The sequence below is a fragment of the Streptomyces sp. NPDC060209 genome (assembly GCF_042728155.1).
GTDB lineage: Bacteria > Actinomycetota > Actinomycetes > Streptomycetales > Streptomycetaceae > Streptomyces.
Genome location: NZ_JBHWZS010000029.1, coordinates 30,491 through 51,111 on the forward strand (window position 1 = coordinate 30,491; position 20,621 = coordinate 51,111).

Annotated in this window: 19 protein-coding genes; 14 read left to right on the forward strand and 5 right to left on the reverse strand. The window is 69.5% G+C overall.

Going from position 1 to position 20,621, the window contains the following annotated elements:
• Positions 1-16: 16 nt before the first annotated feature.
• The gene (locus tag ACFWFI_RS08855) at positions 17-325 is read left to right on the forward strand and encodes an ArsR/SmtB family transcription factor (RefSeq protein ID WP_387387272.1); all 309 of its coding nucleotides are present in this window, start codon (positions 17-19) and stop codon (positions 323-325) included.
• Positions 322-1,446, forward strand: a complete 1,125-nt coding sequence (gene arsB / locus ACFWFI_RS08860) for an ACR3 family arsenite efflux transporter (RefSeq protein ID WP_387387274.1) — start codon at positions 322-324, stop codon at positions 1,444-1,446. Before ACFWFI_RS08855 ends, arsB begins: the two co-directional genes overlap by 4 nt.
• A gap of 536 nt (positions 1,447-1,982) precedes the next feature.
• On the opposite strand, the gene ACFWFI_RS08865 is transcribed toward arsB, so the two are convergent.
• Positions 1,983-2,339, reverse strand: a complete 357-nt coding sequence (locus tag ACFWFI_RS08865; RefSeq protein ID WP_387387276.1) for an ArsR/SmtB family transcription factor — start codon at positions 2,337-2,339, stop codon at positions 1,983-1,985.
• Between the two features lie 228 nt (positions 2,340-2,567).
• On the opposite strand from ACFWFI_RS08865, the gene ACFWFI_RS08870 reads away from it, so the two are divergent.
• The 3 genes from ACFWFI_RS08870 (at position 2,568) to ACFWFI_RS08880 (ending at position 5,894) form a co-directional block, all read left to right on the forward strand.
• Positions 2,568-3,965 (forward strand): NAD(P)-binding domain-containing protein, encoded by a 1,398-nt coding sequence (locus tag ACFWFI_RS08870; RefSeq protein WP_387387278.1) that lies wholly within the window; start codon positions 2,568-2,570, stop codon positions 3,963-3,965.
• 236 nt (positions 3,966-4,201) lie between these two features.
• Entirely contained in the window at positions 4,202-5,164 is a 963-nt protein-coding gene (locus ACFWFI_RS08875) for an SDR family NAD(P)-dependent oxidoreductase (RefSeq protein WP_387387280.1), read from the forward strand.
• 181 nt (positions 5,165-5,345) lie between these two features.
• Positions 5,346-5,894: a GNAT family N-acetyltransferase gene (locus tag ACFWFI_RS08880; RefSeq protein WP_387387282.1), complete on the forward strand. Its 549-nt coding sequence runs from the start codon at positions 5,346-5,348 to the stop codon at positions 5,892-5,894.
• Between the two features lie 174 nt (positions 5,895-6,068).
• On the opposite strand, the gene ACFWFI_RS08885 is transcribed toward ACFWFI_RS08880, so the two are convergent.
• Positions 6,069-6,935, reverse strand: coding sequence for a sigma-70 family RNA polymerase sigma factor (locus tag ACFWFI_RS08885; protein ID WP_387387284.1), 867 nt, complete (start codon positions 6,933-6,935; stop codon positions 6,069-6,071).
• Positions 6,936-7,311: 376 nt separating this feature from the next.
• Here ACFWFI_RS08885 and ACFWFI_RS08890 point away from each other — a divergent pair, with 376 nt between their 5' ends.
• Positions 7,312-7,665, forward strand: a complete 354-nt coding sequence (locus tag ACFWFI_RS08890) for a DoxX family protein (protein WP_387387286.1) — start codon at positions 7,312-7,314, stop codon at positions 7,663-7,665.
• 406 nt (positions 7,666-8,071) lie between these two features.
• On the opposite strand, the gene ACFWFI_RS08895 is transcribed toward ACFWFI_RS08890, so the two are convergent.
• Complete coding sequence (locus ACFWFI_RS08895; protein WP_387387288.1) at positions 8,072-9,355, reverse strand: MFS transporter; 1,284 nt, start codon at positions 9,353-9,355, stop codon at positions 8,072-8,074.
• Between the two features lie 117 nt (positions 9,356-9,472).
• Positions 9,473-10,261 (reverse strand): DeoR/GlpR family DNA-binding transcription regulator, encoded by a 789-nt coding sequence (locus tag ACFWFI_RS08900; RefSeq protein ID WP_387387306.1) that lies wholly within the window; start codon positions 10,259-10,261, stop codon positions 9,473-9,475.
• A 324-nt stretch (positions 10,262-10,585) separates the two neighbouring features.
• Between ACFWFI_RS08900 and ACFWFI_RS08905 the strand changes: the two genes are divergently transcribed.
• The 8 genes from ACFWFI_RS08905 (at position 10,586) to ACFWFI_RS08940 (ending at position 19,736) form a co-directional block, all read left to right on the forward strand.
• The gene (locus tag ACFWFI_RS08905; protein WP_387387289.1) at positions 10,586-11,653 is read left to right on the forward strand and encodes an ABC transporter substrate-binding protein; all 1,068 of its coding nucleotides are present in this window, start codon (positions 10,586-10,588) and stop codon (positions 11,651-11,653) included.
• A gap of 33 nt (positions 11,654-11,686) precedes the next feature.
• Positions 11,687-12,541 (forward strand): ATP-binding cassette domain-containing protein, encoded by an 855-nt coding sequence (locus ACFWFI_RS08910; RefSeq protein WP_387387290.1) that lies wholly within the window; start codon positions 11,687-11,689, stop codon positions 12,539-12,541.
• Positions 12,538-13,788, forward strand: coding sequence for a sugar ABC transporter permease (locus ACFWFI_RS08915; protein WP_387387292.1), 1,251 nt, complete (start codon positions 12,538-12,540; stop codon positions 13,786-13,788). The genes ACFWFI_RS08910 and ACFWFI_RS08915 overlap by 4 nt, the downstream gene beginning before the upstream one ends.
• A 4-nt stretch (positions 13,789-13,792) precedes the next feature.
• Entirely contained in the window at positions 13,793-15,304 is a 1,512-nt protein-coding gene (locus ACFWFI_RS08920) for an FGGY family carbohydrate kinase (protein ID WP_387387294.1), read from the forward strand.
• Positions 15,301-16,797 carry an FGGY-family carbohydrate kinase gene (locus tag ACFWFI_RS08925; protein WP_387387296.1) on the forward strand — a complete coding sequence of 499 codons (1,497 nt, stop codon included), beginning with the start codon at positions 15,301-15,303 and terminating at the stop codon, positions 16,795-16,797. The genes ACFWFI_RS08920 and ACFWFI_RS08925 overlap by 4 nt, the downstream gene beginning before the upstream one ends.
• On the forward strand, positions 16,794-17,417 hold the full coding sequence (locus ACFWFI_RS08930) for a histidine phosphatase family protein (protein ID WP_387387298.1): 624 nt from the start codon (positions 16,794-16,796) through the stop codon (positions 17,415-17,417). Before ACFWFI_RS08925 ends, ACFWFI_RS08930 begins: the two co-directional genes overlap by 4 nt.
• Entirely contained in the window at positions 17,414-18,448 is a 1,035-nt protein-coding gene (locus ACFWFI_RS08935; RefSeq protein ID WP_387387300.1) for a 2-hydroxyacid dehydrogenase, read from the forward strand. The genes ACFWFI_RS08930 and ACFWFI_RS08935 overlap by 4 nt, the downstream gene beginning before the upstream one ends.
• A 118-nt stretch (positions 18,449-18,566) precedes the next feature.
• Positions 18,567-19,736 (forward strand): hypothetical protein, encoded by a 1,170-nt coding sequence (locus ACFWFI_RS08940; RefSeq protein WP_387387302.1) that lies wholly within the window; start codon positions 18,567-18,569, stop codon positions 19,734-19,736.
• Positions 19,737-19,829: 93 nt separating this feature from the next.
• On the opposite strand, the gene ACFWFI_RS08945 is transcribed toward ACFWFI_RS08940, so the two are convergent.
• Positions 19,830-20,426 carry a hypothetical protein gene (locus ACFWFI_RS08945; protein WP_387387304.1) on the reverse strand — a complete coding sequence of 199 codons (597 nt, stop codon included), beginning with the start codon at positions 20,424-20,426 and terminating at the stop codon, positions 19,830-19,832.
• Between the last annotated feature and the right edge of the window lie 195 nt (positions 20,427-20,621).

The window sequence follows — 20,621 nt, forward strand, 5'->3', positions numbered from 1 at the left end:
GTGAGAGTATCAGCGCATGATGACGTCAGTCGACACTGAACTGATCCGGGTGCTGGGAGATCCGCTCCGGCTCCAGATCGTGACCCTGCTCGCCCGCGAGACGCTGTGCACCAGCCACTTGGTGGAGGAGACCGGTGCCCGGCAGACCAATCTCTCCAACCACCTGAGGGTCCTGCGCGAGGCGGGGGTCGTGGAGACCGAACCGTGCGGGCGCTTCACGTACTACAAGCTCCGGCCGGACGTCATCGCCCAGCTCGCCGGCCAGTTCGCCGACCTGGCCGACTCCGCCCGTAACGCCGCAGAGAACAAGAGGGCCTGTCCGTGACCCCGACCGAAGTAACCGCGACGGCCGAGGACTTCTCGGTCGTCCGGAAGCTGTCGGCCCTTGACCGCTTCCTCGCCGTCTGGATACTCCTGGCCATGGCCCTCGGCCTCGGTCTCGGACGTCTGGTCCCCGGCCTGAACGACGCGCTGGCGAAGGTGGAAATGGGCGGCATCTCGCTGCCGATCGCCGTCGGCCTGCTGATCATGATGTATCCGGTCCTGGCCAAGGTCCGCTACGACAAGCTCGACGCGGTCACCGGCGACCGCAAGTTGATGGTCTCCTCGCTGGTCATCAACTGGATCATCGGCCCGGCCGTCATGTTCGCGCTGGCCTGGATCTTCCTGCCGGACCTGCCCGAGTACCGCACCGGCCTGATCATCGTCGGCCTCGCCCGCTGCATCGCCATGGTCATCATCTGGAACGACCTGGCCTGCGGCGACCGCGAGGCCGCCGCCGTCCTGGTGGCCCTGAACTCGGTCTTCCAGGTCATCGCGTTCGGTCTGCTCGGGTGGCTCTACCTCGACCTGTTGCCCGGCTGGCTCGGCCTGGGCGAAGGCGAGACGCTCGACATCTCCATGTGGAAGATCGCCCTGAACGTCGTCATCTTCCTCGGCGTGCCCCTGCTCACCGGCTTCCTCACCCGTCGCGTGGGTGAGAAGAAGTTGGGCCGCGAGTCCTACGAGGCGAAGTTCCTGCCGAAGATCGGCCCCTGGGCCCTCTACGGCCTGCTCTTCACGATCGTCATCCTCTTCGCCCTCCAGGGAAAGACGATCACCTCGCAGCCGCTGGACGTGGTCCGCATCGCGCTGCCGCTGCTCGTGTACTTCGCGATCATGTTCTTCGGCAGCTTCCTGATCGGCAAGACCATCGGTCTGGCCTACGACCGCACCGCGACGCTGGCCTTCACAGCGGCCGGCAACAACTTCGAGCTGGCCATCGCCGTGGCCATCGCCACCTTCGGCGTCACCTCCGGCCAGGCTCTCTCCGGGGTCGTCGGTCCGTTGATCGAGGTCCCGGTCCTGATCGCCCTCGTGTACGTGGCCCTGGCCTGGCGCAAGAAGTTCACTTCGTCCACGCTCGCCACCAGCACCAGCACCAGCACCAGCACCACGCAACGCTGAAGCGCAGCCTCGACTCCTGCCCGCACACCGCCGTCCATACCCCGGCCCCGCCACCGGCCATAGGGCGGAAGCGGCACTGCGCACGCGGCGGGAGCCGAGGTGCCAACCGCCGGCACATCGGCGATCTGGTGATGCCTGGATGTGGATGCAGTCGTGGTCAGCCCGTCCTCATGACTGTTGGGGTTCCGGATGTCCGCGACGGCGCCCTCGACGAAGGACATCGCACCACGATGTCTACTGCGGACGGTGTCACTGCCTCGTCCGCCATCGGACGTAGGCGAGGCTGACCGGGCTTGGCCACGGCCTTGGAGAACACGCCCTGGAACGGGGCGGTTTCGCTCACATGGCTACGTACCTTGTTCGGTCGTCGGGAACTGCGGTACGCCATCGCGGCAGGACCGGTCCAGCACCTGTTCCACGGCCTGGGCGCCGGCCGCGATCTCGCGACCTGTACAACGGATGGCCAGGCGGCTGCTCAGGACGACCGCACCAGGTGGGTCGGGAGGCGAGTACAGCTCGTCAGCCTGCTGGGGACGTCAGGCAGCGGAAGACAGTAGTTGTCCCATGGCCGCGAGGACGGAGGGCTCCACGCGGTAGTAGACCCACGTCCCGCGCCGCTCGGAGCTGAGCAGGCCGGCCTCCCGCAGCTTCTTCAGGTGATGGGAAACCGTCGGCTGGGAGACGCCCACGTCGGAGATATCGCAGACGCACGCCTCACCGCCCTCGTGCGAGGCGACAGCGGAGAAAAGGCGCAGGCGGACAGGGTCACCGAGCGCCTTGAACATCTTCGCCGTCCGCTCGGCCTCCTCCGCGCTCAACGGCCGTTCGGTCAACGGCGGACAGCACGGCACGACAACCGGCTCCAGCACAGGCAACGACCTGGTATTCGACATACACCTATGTTGACACACGTCGAATCAGTGAGCGAGGAGTCACGGTCGACAGCCAGAGCCCGACGGCCGGGCCGATGACGGGCGGGGCCGTCATCCCCCTCCGACGGAAAGACCCCACACCCCGCCTGATCATATTTCGACGATCGTCTATGTTGACGTTCATCAATACAAATGCCATGCTGGCGGTGTCAGACATCGAAGAACGTCGAAACAACCTGGAGAGTCGCCGTGAACGCGCCCATCACCGCCCTGCCCACCGTGGTGATCGGAGCCGGCCCCACCGGCCTGGCTGCCGCCGCCCACCTCACCGGGCTCGGTATGGAAACCCTGGTCCTGGAGGCCGGCCCCGCAGCGGGCAGCGCGGTGCGTGAGTGGGGGCACGTGCGGCTGTTCTCGACGTGGTCCGAGGTCGTGGACCCCGCAGCCGAGAAGCTCCTCTCCCCCACCGGCTGGACCGCACCCGACGGCGGCACCTACCCCTCCGGCGCGGACTGGGCGGAGAAGTACCTCCAGCCGCTCGCGGACCTTCTCGGTGACAAGGTCCGCTACGGCACCACCGTCACCGGCGTGTCCCGCCGCGGCCGCGACCGCATCGTCGACGCGGACCGTGAGCAGCAGCCCTTCACCGTCCGCATCAAGAGCGCGGACGGCACAGAGGAGGGGATCCTCGCCCGCGCCGTGATCGACGCCTCCGGCACCTGGTCCACCCCGAGCCCCGTCGGTGCCGACGGGCTTCCCGCCCTCGGCGAGCACGCGGCCTCGGCCCACATCTCCTACCGCATCCCCGATCTCACGGACCCGGCCGTCCGCGCCCGGTACGCCGGCAAGCGCACCGCTGTCATCGGCTCCGGCGCCTCCGCCTTCACCGCTCTCGCCTCACTCGCCGATGTCGCGAAGGACGAGCCCGGCACCCACTCCGTCTGGATCCTGCGACGTGGCATCAGCGGCTCCACCTTCGGCGGGGGCTCCGCCGACCAACTCCCCGCCCGCGGCGCCCTGGGCCTGGCGGCAAAGGCTGCCGTCGACGCCGGACATGCCGATGCCATCACCGGCTTCCGCACGGACGTCATCGAACGCGGTGACGACGAGCGCCTGATCCTGGTGGCTGAGGACGGGCGCCGTCTCGACCCGGTGGACGAGATCATCGTCCTGACCGGCCTGCGCCCTGACCTGTCGTTCCTGTCCGAGCTCCGCCTCGGCCTGGACGAGCGCCTTCAGGCACCGACGGAGCTCGCCCCGCTCATCGATCCCAACCAGCACTCCTGCGGCACGGTCTACCCGCACGGACACCGCGAGCTGTCCCACCCCGAATCCGGCATCTACCTCGTCGGCATGAAGTCCTACGGCCGCGCCCCCACCTTCCTCGCCATGACCGGATACGAACAGGTCCGCTCCGTCACCGCCGCCCTCGCCGGTGACGTGGAGTCCGCCGACCGCGTCGAGCTCACCCTCCCCGAGACCGGAGTCTGCGGCGGCGCCGGGCTCTTCGACGAACCTTCTGCGGGAGACGCTGCCGGCGGCGGCTGCTGCGCTCCGGCGCCCGCTCCGGTGCAGATCGCCGCTGCCGCACCGATCTCCACCGCGGCTGCCGAGGAGCCCGCGCCGTCCGGCGGCTGCTGCGCGTGACTCGAATCCCCTGGGAGGACCCGGCGGGCTGAGGGGACTTGTGCGGTCAGCCCGCCCTGTCTTCGAGCCGGCCACACCATTGTCCTTGTGCCGCCTGTGGAGCATGACAAGTCCGGTACCGGGACAGCCACCGTCGGCGATTGTGGTGAGCCACCACAGTCGCAACGGCTGCACCCGGACGTTCGCCATCACCGGCCCTTGACTTAGAGCGCGGTCCAGCACCTAGCGTCTCCGTCATGACGACACCTCAGCACAAGATCGGATCGGGCTTCGGTGCCCGGAGCACCACGGACGACGTCCTGAGTGGGATCGACCTGTCCGGCAGCACCGCGATCGTCACCGGTGGCTACTCGGGACTTGGCCTGGAGACGACCCGCGCCCTGGCGGGTGCCGGAGCCCGCGTCGTGGTCCCCGCACGGCGTCGGGCGGTCGCCCAGGAGGCGGTCGAGGGCATCGACGGCGTGGAGACCGACGACCTCGACTTGTCCGACCTGGAAAGCGTCCGCGGTTTCGCCGAGCGGTTCCTGGCCTCGGATCGCAAGGTCGACATCGTGATCAACAACGCGGGGATCATGGCCTGCCCCGAGACGAGGGTCGGCCCGGGGTGGGAGGCGCAGTTCGCCACCAACCACCTCGGCCACTTCGCGTTGATCAACCATCTCTGGCCGGCGATCGCCCACGGTGGCGCGCGCGTGGTCGCCGTGTCCTCCGGCGCCCACGGCATCACCGGCGTGCGCTGGGACGACGTGCAGTTCGAGCGTGGCTACGACAGGTGGCAGGCGTACGGGCAGGCTAAGGCGGCGAACGTGCTGTTCGCCGTGCAGCTCGATGCGCTCGGCCGCGACGCCGGAGTCAGGGCGTTCGCGGTGCATCCGGGCAGCATCCTCACCCCGCTGCAGCGCCACCTCGCGAAGGCGGAGATGGTCGACGCGGGCTGGATCGACGAGAACGGCAACCCGACCGATCCCACCTTCAAGACGCCCGGGCAAGGGGCGGCGACGCAGGTGTGGGCGGCGACCTCGCCCCAACTGGCGGGCATCGGCGGCGTGTACTGCGAGGACTGCGACGTGGCCGAGCCGGCCGGCGACGGCTCGGAAGGCGGCGTGCACGCACACGCGACCGACTCCGAGGAGGCCGCGCGCTTGTGGGCGCTGTCGGCCGACCTCACGGGCGTCGACGCTTTCGCGACGGCACCCTAGCCCCTGGACGGTCGCGGGCCACCGATTCAGGTCTGTGGCCCGCCGGCCCCCGTGCCACCCGTCATCCGCTCCCGTGTGTGGCTGTGCCGCCTCAGGCTTGTCGGGAATGGTCGCGGTGATCGCCGTAGAGCTGTCGTCGTGCGCCCGCCGGGGACTACGGGACAGCCCTTAACATTGCCCCATGCCCAATACGCCGTCACGAGTCGAACTGTGCCCACTCACCCTCGCCGACCAGGATGAGTTCTGCTCGCTCGTGAGGGCCAGCACCGAGCTCCATGCACCGTGGATGCAACTGCCCGCTACAGCGGAGGAGTTCCAGAGGTGGATGCCTCGCTTCAGCGACGGCACCAACCAGGGCTTCGTGATCCGCGTTCGGGAGACCGGTGCGGCTGCCGGCATGGTCAACATCAACTCGATCATCCGGGGCCGTTACCAGGGCGCGTCCCTCGGCTATGCGGCGTTCGTCCCGTCCGCGGGGCGGGGTTACATGACCGAAGGGCTCACCGTCGCCCTGCGGCATGCCTTCGACGAGCTGCGGCTGCACCGGCTGGAGGCGAACATCCAGCCGACGAACAAGGCGTCTTTGACCTTGGTCCAGCGCCTGGGCTTTCGTTACGAAGGTCTGTCGCCCGCCTATCTCTACATCGACGGAGCCTGGCGCGACCACGAACGTTGGTCCATCACCGCACCATCCCCCTGGACGCCCGATCCTTCCCTGCCCGAGGTCTGAGGGCTGTCCCGTAACACCCGGCGGGCGCACGACGACAGCTACGGCGCCTCGCCGCGTTGTCGGGTCGCCCGAATACGCCCAGTATGAGGACGCCCCTCCGCCTTGCGATGCACCGCATCCGACGCCGCGCGCTGATCCACCGGGCATTACGGGACAGCCCTTGGGTGCTGCGGGTCAGGAGGTTGTTAACGGTAGGGCGGCCGCGAAGTGGTCGTCGGCTAGGGCCAATCGCAGCGCGATTCTCGTGACCTTCTGATTGGCTGTGCTGATCTCGATCGTGGCGAGGGGATGTCCTCCCGGGGCGATGAGGTACACAGATTTGTTGTTGACAGTGAGTCTGCAAGCCGACTGAATGCGATCGCGGAAGTGCACGGTCTCGGTGGCAATCTCGACAGCACCGATGACGGCGGTGCGGGCTCCGCGAGGCAGGAGCGCAGCGTCGGCGTCGCGGACGCTGTCGGGCGCGAGCAGCTGGATCATTCTGCGCGTATCCCCGGTTTGGGCTGCTGTCATGAAGGCTTCGACGATCTGCTGGTCCGGTCGTCTGTTCCGCTCTGGCGCATGCTGGGCGCTGTCGAGGCGTTGCCGGGCTCTGCTGGCGTGTTTCTTGGCACTGGGCGCTGTCCCGCCCAGCACGTGTGCAATCTGGCCGAACGGCATGGAGAACAAGTCATGCAGGACGTACGCGACCCGTTGATGCGGGGTCAACTGGTTCAACAAGACCAGGAGCGCCCGGGAGACGTCCTCCGCGCGGAGGATTGCTTCGTCCGCGGCCAGTTCCGCGGCCGGGATGGCGTCCGCGAGCAGTGGCGCTTCGTTGCGACGGTGTCGGGCACGCAGCTCGTCCAAGCAGACCCTGGCGGTGACAGTCGTGAGCCAGGCTGACGGGTTCTCGATCGATGGTGAGGATCGGGCAGTCATGGCCCGCAACCATGCCGTCTGGACGGCGTCTTGGGCGTCATGAGCCGAGCCGAGCATGCGGTGGGCAACCGACAGCAGATGCGGTCGTGCGGTCTCGAATTCTTCGACCGTGATCGGCATGGGTGTCACCTTTCCGGGCTTGCGGACGTCAGGACGGTCGGTTCAACCCATTCCTGTTCGCATCCCGAGGAGATGACAACGTCATGAGCCTACAGCTGGTGCGGTTCCGCACCCACAGCGGCACAGCTGCCGAGGTCCGGTCGCAACGTGCGAGGGTGTTCGCCGCCCTCCACGCGGCATCACCCCAGGGCGCGGTCTGCACGGCGCCTTCCAGTGAGTCGAGGCCGGACTTCATCCTGGCCCTCGATATGGAGGAGGCAGCAGAGAATCCGTTGGTGGGACTGCCGCAAGCCGCTCAGCCGCGAGACCTGATCGGCCGCGCCGTGGGAGCACCGGTTCCACCAGAACCGTTTACCGTCGTGGGGTCGTACAACTCGTGAGCTCCGTACTGATCATCGCCACAGTCGGGTGCGTCGTCGCGAACGCGTTCATCGCGATCGCGGACTACGCGCGAGCATCGTTCGTGCTGGCGAACTCCGCAGAGGTTCGACTCCCCCCAGCTGCAATGCCGTACCTGGCAACCCTCAAGCTCGCGGGCGCTGCCGGCCTTCTCGCCGGACTTCTCGGATTCCACTGGCTGGGCCTGGCGGCAGGAGTTGGCTTGATCGCCTTCTTCGTCGGCGCGGTCCTGGCTCACGTCCGTGCACGTGTCTTCCACAACATCGCCTTCCCGGGCGGCTACCTGCTACTCGCAGTCGCCAGCACCAGCTTCTTCGTGGGCGAACTATGACCCACGCCAACGCACCCCTCTCCGTGGAAGGCCGCGCCGGTTGACCGATCGCTGTAAGACGCGTCCGATTGCGCACGTCGCCGCTCCCGAACGGCGGCGGGTGGCGCGCCCACGGCCGTTACTCCGACAAAGCCCGAGCGGAGCCAGGTCCAGCAATGGTCGGATGCCGTCGCCGTCCGGAACGTGCACTACAACTACCACCGGCCCCACGGCGCTGCTGGCGGCAAGCCACCCGCCGCGGCGCTCGACCCACCCGTCACCAACGTCATGGCCTCGTACATCTAGGCATTGCCTCGGTGGTCACAGCCTTTCGTCGACGGCGGCCGGCCAGAGGCCCAGGGCGTTGACGCCGCGGCGCTCGGCCGGAATACCGGCCGGCGCAGTCGCGGCCTGAGCGAGCAGTCCTTCAGATCGCGTTTTCCGGCGCCTCGTTCCGGGTGCCGGTTCCGCGCTGCGGTGATCGCTGTTCCTGTGGCAGCCGGCGCTCCAGGCGCAGCATCAGCGCTGCGCCCACCGCGGCGAGGAGGCCCACGGCCAGCCAGGGCAGCAGGCGGTTGTGGCTGAAGAGCAGGCCGAACAGCGAGGGCGCCAGGATGTTCGCGGCGGCGAACGAGTACTGGAACGCGGCCAGGTAGGTGCCCCGTGACCCGGGTGGCGCCGCGTCCGCGGCCAGGGCGATCGACGCGGGTCCATAGACCATCTCCGCGACGGTGTAGCACACCACCACTGCCACCAGGAACGGCACCAGCGCCCGGGGCGGCAGCAGGACGGCCGCCGCGGACGCACCGCACCAGAGTGTCCACAGGCCGCCGGCCCAGGCCATGGCCCGGGCACGCGTCCAGCGACGACGTACGAAGCGGGTGACGGCGGCCGTGCAGGTGGCCAGCAGCAGGGTGTTCAGGGCCAGGAGGGGGCCGGGCGCCCAGTCCGGTCCGGACAGGCCCTGGACGACGTAGACGGGCAGAGACAGGGCCAGAAACGAGCTGCAGAGGGCGAAGATCGTGCATATCGCGATCAGCGCGAGGTAGGGCCGGTCCCGCAGCAGGGCCCGGTGACCGAAGTGGCCCTCGGTCGGTGGCGGGGCGTGCGGGATGGAGGGCACCGCGAGGACGACGACCAGCGCGGCAGCCAGGAAGGCCAGCGCGCAGGCGAGGATCAGCCCGTCGTAGACGCGCGCGGAGTCAACGGCGAGCACCGTGCCCGCGAGCAGCGCCCCGGCACCGGCGCCTGCCTCCCGGATCATCCCGGTCCGGGCGAACCAGTGATCTTTTGCGTCCGCCCCCTCGGCGTCGGCCTGGTCGGCGATGAGCGTGAAGACCGAGGACCAGTAGACCCGAAGGCCTGCCGTCGTCACCAGGACTGCGGCCACCAGCGAACCCGCGCCGGAGACCGCCAGGTAGAGCAGGAAACCGAACCCTTGCAGCGCCTGACCGCAGGCAACCACCAGCCGCGGACCGAGCCGGTCGACCAGTCGTCCGACAGCCAACGGCAGGGGCGAGGTCAGCGCGGTGCTCACACTCGTGAGCACACCGATCGCCGCCAGGTCCAGATCGGTAACCCTCAGGAAGTACAGCAGTGACAGCGGCAGATAAAGGCCCGTGCCCATTGAATCGACCGCCACCGCTGCCAAGAGCGGCCACCGCCTTGAGCCGCCTCGGCCCGTACCGTCGCCCGCCGTGGCCCCTGCCATGAGATGCACCGCCGCCCTGTCACGTGGTGGCCGGCCCTCGTTTGTAACAGGGATGCCGGTGGCCCTCAACCCCATATGCGGTCCGGTGCCGGTGCGGATGCCGGTCCCGGGTAATGGCTACGGCCGCGGGTGCTCCTGGCGGGCCACGATGACCTCGACGCCGTCGGCCTGGAGTGCGTCGAGGTCGAAAGCCGGGATACCGGAGTCGACGATGACGAGGTCGAAGGCGGTCACGGGGGCCAGCTGGTAGAGGCCGCGGCGGCGGAACTTCGTGTGGTCGACCAGAAGGACCTTGCGCGCACAGGCATCCATCAGAGCCCGCTTCACCGCCACCGTCTCCTGCGACTGGTGGTAGCAGTGGCCACGGGTGATTGCGGTCGTGGAGGCGAAGAGCGTGTCGGCGCTGAGGCTGGTCACGGCGTCCACGGTGCGCAGGCCGAGGAAGGCGTCGTAGGCGGGGTAGTAGGTACCGCCCAGGGAGATGAGCTCGATGCCCGGACTTCCGGCCAGCGCCTGGGTGACGGGGCCGAAGTTGGTGATGACGGTCAACGGGGCGTGCCGGTCCAGGAGACGGGTGAGCGCCAGAGCCGTCGTACTGTCGTCGATGACGACCGCTTGCCCGGGCTTGACCAGAGGCAGGGCGGCGCGGGCGATGGCGTCCTTCTCCGCTGTCATGGCGCGGGCACGATGGCGGACGTCGCCGTGGAAGGCGGTCGAAGGCTGAGCGGTCGCGCCCCCGCGGACCTTTCTCAGCCAGCCCCGGTCCTGGAGGTAGTCGAGGTCCCGGCGGATGGTCATGGCTGTCACACCCAGTTCGTCGGCCAGCTGATCGATCCGGACGAAACCCCGGTCCACGACGCGGCCTTTGATCCGCTCCCTCCGTTCGCGGGGTTTCCTGCCGCTCATGTCGGCCGGCTGCCTGTCCTCTGCTCCCATAAATGCTCCTGTTCATTTTCTGTGAAGTGAACATCCCCGGACCTGCCCCCTCCGCCTCGTTCGTCACTCCTTCCGGAGAGCCGCGTGTGCGGCTGCCGACACTGTCGCCGCGCTTCGTAACGATGACCGTCGGCCGGACTCCGCATCCCGCATCCCGGGTCCCGCACGCCGAGCGAACATCGACGGCTGGAGAAGCAGCACGGCAATTGTTCAATTACTGCGGTCCGTTGACACAAATGAAACATCTGAGTTTCCTGAGCGTTGCCTTCAGCGTCCAAGAGCAAGGAGTGGAACATGAGACGACCGGCCCGTCTTGCTCTCACCGGGATCCTCGCCATGGGCGCGCTCGTATCGTGCGCGGAGGAACCCGGCACGACCGGCTCCGGCGGCGGCAGCAGCGTGGGCAAGGTCGCGTTCCTGATGCCTGACCTCGCCTCCACCCGGTACGAGCAGTACGACGCCCCACTCTTCAAGAAGCGCATGGGGGCGCTCTGCCAGGAATGCAAGGTCATCTACCAGAACGCCGACAGCGACGCGTCGCTGCAACAGCAGCAGGCCAACTCCGCGATGGCGCAGGGCGCCAAGGTCATCGTGCTGGACCCGGTCGACTCCGACTCGGCGTCCACCATTGTGCAGATGGCACATTCCCAGGGCGTCAAGGTGATCGCCTACGACCGCCCGGTGACCAAGAAGCCTGCGGACTTCTATGTCTCGTTCGACAACGAGGCGATAGGCGAATCCATCGGCCGGTCGCTGGTCGGCTATCTCGAGAAGACGGGAGCGAAGGGCGGACTGCTACAGGTCAACGGCTCTCCGACCGACGCCGCTGCCGGGCTGATCAAGAAGGGAATCCACAAGGCTGTCGACGACAGCGGGTTCGATCTGCTCGCCGAGTACGACACCCCGGACTGGTCACCGGAGAAGGCGCAGCAGTGGGTGAGCGGACAGATCGCCCAGTATCCCGGCCGGATCGCCGGTGTGGTGGCCGCCAACGACGGCACCGGGGGCGGGACGATCGCGGCCTTCAAGGGTGCCGAGGTGAAAGTCCCTCCGGTCACCGGCAACGACGCCGAGCTGGCGGCGGTCCAGCGGGTCGTCTCGGGCGATCAGTACAACACGATCTCCAAGCCCATCAAGACGGTCGCGGAGGCGGCGGCGGAGGCCGCCCACCAGCTGATGGAGGGTGAGACGCCCAAGGCGGACTCGACGCTCTTCGACACGCCTTCGCAGCTGTTCGAACCGACGGTGGTGACGCGGGAGAACCTCAAGGAGGTCGTCTTCGGCCCCGATGGGGTGCTCAAGGCCGAGGACGTCTGCACCCGCGTGTACGCCGACGACTGCCGGCGCCTGGGCATCGAGTAGCGGCGTCCTGTGCCCGAGCGAGAGAGGGTGCCCATGACAAGCTCCGCGATCCCCGGAACGGCCCCCGGTACGTCCACCGGTACGCCCCCTGGAACCGACGGGACCGGCGTGCTGTCGCTGAGCGGTGTGAGCAAGCAGTTCGGCGCCGTCGCCGCGCTCAGCGGGATCGACCTCGATGTCACGGCCGGTGAGGTGGTCGCCGTGGTCGGGGACAACGGCGCGGGCAAATCCACCCTCGTGAAGGTCCTTTCGGGGGTGTACGCCCCCGACGCCGGGACGGTGCTCTTCCACGGCAGGGAGGTCTCGTTCGACTCTCCGAGCGCCGCGCACGCACTGGGCATCGCGACCGTCTACCAGGACCTGGCGCTGTGCGAGAACCTCGACGTCAAGGCGAACCTCTTCCTGGGCCAGGAGCTCCGGCCCTGGATGCTGGACGACGTCGCCATGGAGAAGCGGTCCTGGGAGCTGCTGCGTGAGCTGCGGGCCAGGATTCCCACGCTCGACGTCCCGGTGGCCGCTCTGTCGGGCGGCCAACGGCAGACGGTGGCGATCGCCCGGGCTCTGCTCGGCCGGCCGGAGGTCGTCCTGCTCGACGAACCGACGGCCGCACTCGGTGTCGCGCAGACGGCCGAGGTGCTCAACCTCATCGAGCGGCTGAAGAGCAACGGGCTCGGCGTCGTCATGATCAGCCACAACATGGAGGACGTCCGGGCGGTCGCCGACCGGGTGGCCGTGCTCCGGCTCGGCCGCAACAACGGTGTGTTCGACGCCCGGGAGGTCTCCTCCGAAGAGGTCGTCGCCGCGATCACCGGCGCCGCCGACAACGCCGTTTCACAGCGTGCCGCGCGCCGCGCGGCCACCTCTCGGGAAGAGGAGGAACAGCCGTGACCTCTCTCGGTTCTCCGGTGGCGGCGGCCACCGGCCGGCAGGACGAACCACCGGCGGCACAGCACGGCTTCCGCGACAGCGTCCGCGGTACGGTCCGCCGGGCCCGGGACGGCGACCTGGGCATGCTGCCGGTCGTCGCCGGTGTCGTGGTGATCTGGACGATCTTCCAGTCGCTGAACCGGACCTTCCTGTCCAGCACCAACCTGGTGAACCTGGCCTTCGACATGGTGTCCCTGGGCGTGATCGCGCTCGGCATCGTGTGCGTCCTGCTGGTCGGCCAGATCGACCTGTCGGTCGGCTCCGTGAGCGGTGTGGCCGCCGCTGTCACGGGCGTGGTGATGGTCCGTCATGAACAGTCGGTGTGGCTGGCGATCCTTGTGGCGGCCGGCGTCGGCGCGCTGATCGGCTGGCTCTACGGGCAGGTGCTCAACCGCTTCGGAGTGCCCAGCTTCGTCGTCACCCTTGGCGGCCTGCTGGCGTTCCTCGGCACCCAACTCTGGCTCCTGCGCCGCCAGAACGCCATCAACCTGCCGTACGACTCCGCCCTGGTGAAGTTCGCCCAGGTGTGGTTCGTCCCCGAGGCGCTTGCCTACGCCTTCATGCTCCTGGCGGCCGGCGGCTTCCTCGCTGTCGGCCTGGTCCGCGCCCGAAGTCGCCGCCGTGCCGGACTGTCGTCCGTCTCACCGCGGTGGCTGGCGGTGCAGTCCCTCGTGCTGGCGGCGGCGCTGCTGTTCGCGGTGTACTACCTGAACCGCACCCGCGGTGTGCCGTGGATGTTCGTGCTCTTCGTCGCCCTGGTCCTGATCCTGCACTACGTCCTCACCCGCACCAGGTTCGGCCGGTCCCTGTACGCGGTGGGCGGCAACGCCGAGGCGGCCCGCAGGGCCGGGATCGACGTACGCGCCGTGTACACCGCTGCGTTCGTCATGTGTTCCACGCTCGCCGCGACCGGTGGGGTCCTGGCCGCCGCACGGCTCGCGGCGGCGAACCAGAGCACCGGCACCGCGGACGTGAACCTCAATGCCATCGCCGCCGCGGTGATCGGCGGGACCAGCCTCTTCGGCGGCCGTGGCTCCGCCTTCGCCGCCCTGCTCGGCGTCCTCGTCATCCAGTCGATCTCGAGCGGGCTCACCCTGCTCAATCTCGATTCCTCGTACCGCTTCATCATCACGGGTTGCGTGCTGCTGGTCGCCGTCGCCCTGGACTCCGCCGCCCGCCGCTCGCGGCAGGCACACGGAAGGGGCTGAGGGCATGACTTCGCTGGCCATCGACGCGGGCACCACCACGGTCAAGGTGGTCGGATACGGCTCGGACGGATCGGAGTTGACGGTCAGTCACCGGTCGACCCGGGTACTGCGGCCCCGGGCGGGCTGGGCGGAGCAGGACATGGGCCACGTCTGGGAGGCGGTCGCCTCCGCCACCCGCGAGGTGGTGGCCGCGCTGCCCGAGCCGCCCGAGCTCGTCGCTGTCACCGGGCAGGGCGACGGAGCGTGGCTCGTCGACGACCGGGGCCGCCCCACCGGGCCCGCCGTGCTGTGGAACGACGGCCGGGCCGCCGACCTGGTCACCATGTGGGAGCGCGACGGCACCCTGGAGCAGGCCTTCAGGATCTGCGGCTCCCGGCTGTCCACCGGCATGCCGAACGCCGTACTGGCCTGGATGCGGGAGCACGACCCGGACCGGACACGCCGTTCCCGGCACCTGCTGACCTGTGGCGGATGGCTCTTCCTCAGGCTCACCGGAGAAGCGGCCGTGGACGAGTCCGAGGCGTCGGCTCCCTTCCTGGACATCGGCCAACGCACATGGTCCGAGCGGCTGTTCGAGCTGTACGGCGTGGAGTGGGCCCGTGACCTGCTGCCTCCGCTCCGGGACGACGACCACCGTGTGACCGCGCTCAGCGCCAGCGCCACCGCCGAGACGGGGCTGCCCGCGGGCATCCCGGTGGTGCTGGCGCCCTACGACATCTGCGCCACCGCCATCGGCTCCGGCGCGGTCAGCACCGGCCGGGCCTGCACCGTGCTCGGCACCACGCTGTCCACCGAGATCGTCACCGACTCCGCGGGCTGCGCGCTCACCGACGAACCGGTGGGCATCACCGTCACCCTGGGCGTCCCCGGGCACTATCTGCGCGCCTTCCCCACCATGAGCGGCGGCGACATGCTGCACTGGGGCGCACGGCTTCTCGGACTCGACTCCGTCACCGATCTGATGGTCCTGGCCGAGCGCGGCGCCGAGAACACGGCCGGAGTGCGGTTCCTGCCCTATGTCTCCTCGGCCGGGGAACGCGCCCCGTTCTTCGACCCGGGAGCCCGGGGTTCCCTGTCCGGTCTGTCGCTGGACAGCGGCCGGGAGGACGTTGCCCGCGCGGTGGTGGAGGGCGTCACCATGGCCATCCGGGACTGTCTCGCCGCCTCCGCGGCCACCCCGGAACTGTTGACCCTCAGCGGCGGCGGTTCCCGGAGCGCGTACTGGACGCGGCTGATCGCGGACGTCGTCGGCCTGCCGGTGGCGATCCCCGCCGACACGGAGACCGGGGCCCGAGGCGCCTGGCTGACCGGCATGGTCGCGACCGGCCGCGAGCCGGACTTCGCCACCGCGGCGGCACGGCACGTGCGGATCTCCGCCACCTGCGAGCCGGACCCCGCCAAGGGCAGCGCCGTCGGCGACCGCTATGCGGAGTTCCTGCGGCTGCGGGAGCTGCACCGGCCGATCTGGGCCCTCGGCCGCGGTGGCGCGGGCCTCGCCGACGGAGCCGGCGCGTGACCGGCGCCGACCCGGACGTGTGGCTGGGCATCGACCTGGGCACGCAAGGAGTCCGCGCGGTCGCCGTGACCTCGGACGGCCGGCTGCTCGGCACGGGGTCGTCGCCGCTGACCAGTCACCGCCGGGGCGAACGCCATGAACAGGACCCAGGACAGTGGTGGCGTGCGGTCTGCTCGGCCGTCGGGCAGACCTGCGCCGCGGGCGCCGACCCGCGCCGTATCAGGGCCGTGGCCGTCGACGCGACCTCCGGAACCCTCACTCTGACCGACCGGCACGGCAGGTGCGTCGCCCCCGGCCTCATGTACGACGACGGCCGCGCCACCGTGGAGACGGAGCAGGTCAACGCGCTCGGCGAACAGCAGTGGGCCAAGGCCGGCTACCGGCGGATGCAGCGTTCCTGGGGGCTTCCCAAGCTCCGCTGGCTGCTCGACCGGTACCCGCACGCGGTGGCGGACGGCTGGCGCCTTGCCCACCAGAACGACGTGATCAACCGCAATCTCGTCGGGCACGAGGTACCCACCGACACCAGCAACGCCCTCAAGTCCGGGGCCGACGCCGCGGCGGTGACCTGGCCCGAACAGGTCTTCGCCGCGCTGGGTATCCCCACCGCGATCCTGCCCGGCCTGGTGATGCCAGGCACCTTGATCGGCGAGGTCTGCGCCGGTGCCGCGGCGGAGTGCGGGCTCGTCCCGGGCATTCCCGTGGTCGCCGGAATGACCGACGGCTGTGCGGCCCAACTGGGCTCCGGAGCGACCGCGGTCGGCAGCTGGAACTCGGCCCTGGGCACCACGCTCGTCCTCAAGGGGGTCACCGAGGACCTGCTGCACGACCCGAACGGCGTCGTCTACTCCCACCGCTCGCCGTCCGGCCACTGGCTGCCCGGCGGTGCCTCCAGCACCGGTGCGGGCCTGGTCGCACGGGAGTTCGCCGACGCCGGCCTGGACCGGCTGACCGACGAGGCGGCGCCCCTTCTGCCCACCGGGCTGCTGCGCTATCCGCTGGTCTCGCCCGGAGAGCGGTTCCCCTTCGTCGCCCCGGACGCCATCGCTTTCAGCAGCCGGGAACCGGCGGGCCGAGCCGAGGACTTCGCCGCCCTGATGCAGGGCGTCGCGTACCTCGAACGCCTCTGCTTCGACTACGTGGACCTGCTCGGCGCCCCCACAGACGGTGCCGTCGTCCTCACCGGCGGCGCGACCCGCAATCCGGTGTGGAACCAGCTCCGCGCCGATGTGCTGCGCCGGCCTCTTTCTCTGCCCCGCCATGCCCAGCCCGCGCTGGGCATGGCCGTGCTCGCCGCCTCCGCCTGCGGGGATCCGGGGGGTCTGGACCGTGCCGCCGCGGCGATGGTGCGGCCCGACCGGGTCCTGGAGCCGCGGCTCTCGCACAGATCCGCCCATGACGAGGGCTACGCCCGGCTGCTCGGTCTGCTGGTCCAGCGTGGCTGGCTGTCCGAGACCGTCTCGGCGCACGCACGAGAAAGGACCGCCCAATGAGCCTCCATGTCTTCCTCGTCCGGCACGGTGAGAGTGTCTGGCACGACGAGAACCGCTACGCCGGGGTCACCGACATCGATCTCTCCGAGCACGGCCGTGCCCAGGCCGCGCGGCTCGCTTCCTGGGCGGCGCGGGCGGATCTCACGGCCGTGTGGTCCTCCCCCATGCGGCGCTGCCGCCGGACCGCGGAGGGGAGCGCGACCCTCACCGGCCTGCCCCTGATCCTCGAACCACGTCTGCGCGAACTCGATTTCGGCATCGCCGAGGGGATGACCCGCGCCGAGATGCGGGAGCGCTTCCCCGGCACGCTCAAGGCCTTCGAGGCCGACCCGGTCGGCAGCCACTTCCCGGAGGGAGAGGATCCCGTCGCCGCCGGCGAACGCTATGCCGACTTCCTCACCGGTCTGCGGGCCGGTCACCAGGAGGGACGCGTCCTCGTCGTGGCCCACTCCACCGCGATCCGGCTCACCCTCTGCCGATTGCTCGGTGTGCCGCTGCGGGACTACCGCCGTGTCTTCCCCCACCTGGCCAACTGCGCGTTGAACGAACTGATCCTCCGCGACGGCACACCCTCGCTGCTGACGCTGAACCAGCACGTGACCCCAGGAGTACCGGAGTGACCATCATCCTCGCGGCCGGCGACCACTTCGTCCGCAACTCCCTGTTCACCGACCACCTCCGGCCGGTCGCACCCGAGGCAGGCTTCCGTGAACTCACCCTGCCCTGGCCGGTCGAGCCCTTCGGCGCGGTGGCCGAGGTCCACGAGGCCTCCGGTACCGAGGACCAGCTCATCGAGGCCCTGGACGGTGTGGACATCTGCGTCACCCAGATGGCACCGCTGACGGAACGGGTCCTCGATGCGAGCCCCGGGCTCCGCCTGTTCTGCGTCGGCCGGGGCGGCCCGGTCAACGCCAATCTCGCGGCGGCCACCCGGCACGGTGTCACGGTCACCTTCGCACCCGGCCGCAACGCCACCGCCACCGCCGAGCACACGGTCGCCCTGATGCTGGCGGCCACCCGCCGGGTCCCCGCCACCCACCAGGACCTCGCCGAGGGCATCTGGCGGGGCGACTACTACCGCTACGACCGCGTCGGCCCCGAACTGGAGGGCAGCACGGTCGGCATCGTGGGATACGGCGCCATCGGCTCCCGGGTGGCTCGCATCGTCCACGGATTCGGCGCCCGTGTCCTGGTCGCCGACCCGTACATCGGCCGGACCGACCCGGCCCCGGCGGACCGGGTGGAGCTGCCCGAACTGATGCGCCGGTCCAACTTCGTGACCGTGCACGCCCGGGCCACCCCGAAGACCGAGGGGCTGCTCTCCCGCGAACTGATCGGCCTCATGCCTCCCGGCGGTGTGCTCGTCAACTGCGCCCGCGGCTCCCTGCTCGACTACGACGCCGTCTGCGACGCCCTCGACGAGGGCCGGCTCTTCGGCGCCGCCTTCGACGTCTTCCCCGAGGAGCCGCTCCCGGCCGGCTCCCGGCTGCGGCGTACCCCCAACGTCGTCATGACCCCGCATCTGGCCGGCGCCAGCAAGCAGACCGCCCATAACGCGTCCGCCCTCGTGGCCGGTGAGGTCGCCCGGTTCCTGGCCGGCCGCGCCCCGGCCCACTGCGCGAACCCGGAGGTGCTGCGGACCTGTTCCTGACCGATACACGAAGAGTGCTCCCGGCTCGGGCACCACCCGCTCGCCTCGTGCGCGCCCCTCGGACGCGGCGGGACGCTCCGGTGGAGCACAACTCCTGATCTCGTGGAAAGGAAATCGCGTGCGCGGCAAGCTCCTGACGTTCCGAACCGCTCTCGTCGCCGGGATCAGTGTCCCGGTCCTCCTCCTTGCTGCCCCTTCCCCCGGCATCGCCGCCGGGGGCGACCTCGGCGGCCGACTGCCCGAGCTGCCCTCCTACGTATACGGCGGTGCCTGGCCGACCAGCCATCTGCAAGGCGTCACCGTGGACCGCAAACGCGGCTTCGTCTACTGGTCGTTCACCCAGATGCTGGTCAAGACCGATCTCGGCGGCAAGGTCGTCGGGACCGTCGAGGGCCTCACCGGCCACCTCGGCGACATCGACGTCGACGAACGGGACGGCAGGGTCTACGGATCGCTCGAGTACAAGGCGGCGGAATCGTTCTACATCGCCGTCTTCGACGCCCACGAGATCGACCGGACGGGGATGAACGCCGAGCGGGACGGCGTGATGACCACGGTCCATCTCGACGAGGTGGCTGAGGACTTCACCGCCGACATGGACGGCAACGGCGTGTTCGACGGCGACACCGCCGACACCCCCGACCACCGCTACGGGTGCAGTGGCATCGACGGCGTTTCGTTCGGCCCCGAGTTCGGCAAGCGGGGCGGCAAGCAGACACTGAAGGTCGCCTACGGCATCTACTCCCACACCGGCCGGACAGACAACGACCACCAGGTGATCCTGCAGTACGACATCAGCACCTGGGGCAGGTACGCGCGACCGCTCTCCCAGGACGCCCCGCACCACAGCGGCCCCGGGCACCACGACGGCAAGTTCTTCGTCCACACCGGCAACACCACCTACGGCGTGCAGAACCTCCAGTACGACCCGTACACCAGGAACTGGATGATGGCGGTCTACAAGGGCAGGAAGGAGGGGTTCCCCAACTACTCCTTCTTCACCGTCGACGGCTCCGCCGAGCCGGTACGCGGCGAGATCGAGGGACAGCCCAAGCCGGAGACCGGAAACCTCCTCACCCTCCGCGAGGCAGGCCTGCGCGATGCCGCGACCGGCATCCGTGGCTGGGAGTTCCACGGCAGCTACGGATTCGACGCGTTGGGCGACGGACGCTACTACGTGGCGGAGGGCCGGACCGTGGAGGAGGACGGCGTCATCGAGCAGGAGGGCGAGATCCGTCTGCACCGCTGGACGGGCGGGACCCCGGGCCCGTTCGATCCCCTCGGCTGACGGTACCCGCCGGGCTCGGGACACCGGCCCTCCGCCTGCACGGGTGCAAGGCGCAAAGAGCATGCGACTGCCCGGGGCGCCGGCGTCCCCCGCTCAGCGAAGACCGCGCTTCTCGCGCTCGGCTTCGACCAGCTCCTCCATGAGTCCCTCCGGGTCCACCCTGTACTCGGTGTCATCAAGCGCGTCGTAGTCCTGGGTGCTCAGCGGTAGGCCGAACCCGGCAAGTTCGGCGGCCAGTTGTGTGAACGCGATTCGTTCGTCGGGCTCATCCTGGTAGCTTGCCCGCTCCGCACCGGCCCCATCGGTCAGGGTGAGGCCGACCAGGCTCCAGAAGGTGAACTCGGTGTCCAGCTCTATGAGGTGCCAGGCACGGTCCGCGGGCTCGTCGGGGTGCAGCCAGTAGCCGATCCACCCCTTTCCGCCCTTCGCCACGAGCTTGACGTACTTGGCCATTTCCGCGGCTGCGGCGTTGACGGCCTGCAGCTCCGGGTCCGCGAGTTCCTTGTCGCTCAGATAGCTGGTGTCCAGGAGCGGGTGGACCTCTCCCACCTCGAAGAAGTCGAGGTCGAGAAGGCGGGTGAAGTCGGTGCGGCCTTCCCACTGCGCCACCAGCAGAACGCGCAGATCGTCGGGTATCGGACGGCCGTCCAGCCGCTCGCGGGAGAACTCGGCGAGCCGTTCGTCGTACATACGCCCTCTCCAGAGGTCGAAGCAAGATCCTCACGTCAACGTAACAGCGGTGTCCGACAAGAGGCCGGCTATGCCGGCGACTGCCGGCCACCCCCGCGGTCCGGGCTCAGAACAGGCCCTGGCGACCAGTGCCCGCGGTGGCCATGCTGGCCGCGCCGGTGCCGTCTCCGGCAGGCGCCAGAGGACCGGCAGGGC

What these genes read in the sequence shown, in the direction of transcription:
- ACFWFI_RS08855 (WP_387387272.1), top strand. Translation starts at nt 17, where the DNA reads ATGATGACGTCAGTCGACACTGAACTGATCCGGGTGCTGGGAGATCCG.
- ACFWFI_RS08865 (WP_387387276.1), bottom strand. Translation starts at nt 2,339, where the DNA reads ATGTCGAATACCAGGTCGTTGCCTGTGCTGGAGCCGGTTGTCGTGCCG.
- ACFWFI_RS08875 (WP_387387280.1), top strand. Translation starts at nt 4,202, where the DNA reads ATGACGACACCTCAGCACAAGATCGGATCGGGCTTCGGTGCCCGGAGC.
- ACFWFI_RS08880 (WP_387387282.1), top strand. Translation starts at nt 5,346, where the DNA reads ATGCCCAATACGCCGTCACGAGTCGAACTGTGCCCACTCACCCTCGCC.
- ACFWFI_RS08885 (WP_387387284.1), bottom strand. Translation starts at nt 6,935, where the DNA reads ATGCCGATCACGGTCGAAGAATTCGAGACCGCACGACCGCATCTGCTG.
- ACFWFI_RS08895 (WP_387387288.1), bottom strand. Translation starts at nt 9,355, where the DNA reads ATGGCAGGGGCCACGGCGGGCGACGGTACGGGCCGAGGCGGCTCAAGG.
- ACFWFI_RS08900 (WP_387387306.1), bottom strand. Translation starts at nt 10,261, where the DNA reads ATGAGCGGCAGGAAACCCCGCGAACGGAGGGAGCGGATCAAAGGCCGC.
- ACFWFI_RS08905 (WP_387387289.1), top strand. Translation starts at nt 10,586, where the DNA reads ATGAGACGACCGGCCCGTCTTGCTCTCACCGGGATCCTCGCCATGGGC.
- ACFWFI_RS08910 (WP_387387290.1), top strand. Translation starts at nt 11,687, where the DNA reads ATGACAAGCTCCGCGATCCCCGGAACGGCCCCCGGTACGTCCACCGGT.
- ACFWFI_RS08920 (WP_387387294.1), top strand. Translation starts at nt 13,793, where the DNA reads ATGACTTCGCTGGCCATCGACGCGGGCACCACCACGGTCAAGGTGGTC.
- ACFWFI_RS08930 (WP_387387298.1), top strand. Translation starts at nt 16,794, where the DNA reads ATGAGCCTCCATGTCTTCCTCGTCCGGCACGGTGAGAGTGTCTGGCAC.
- ACFWFI_RS08945 (WP_387387304.1), bottom strand. Translation starts at nt 20,426, where the DNA reads ATGTACGACGAACGGCTCGCCGAGTTCTCCCGCGAGCGGCTGGACGGC.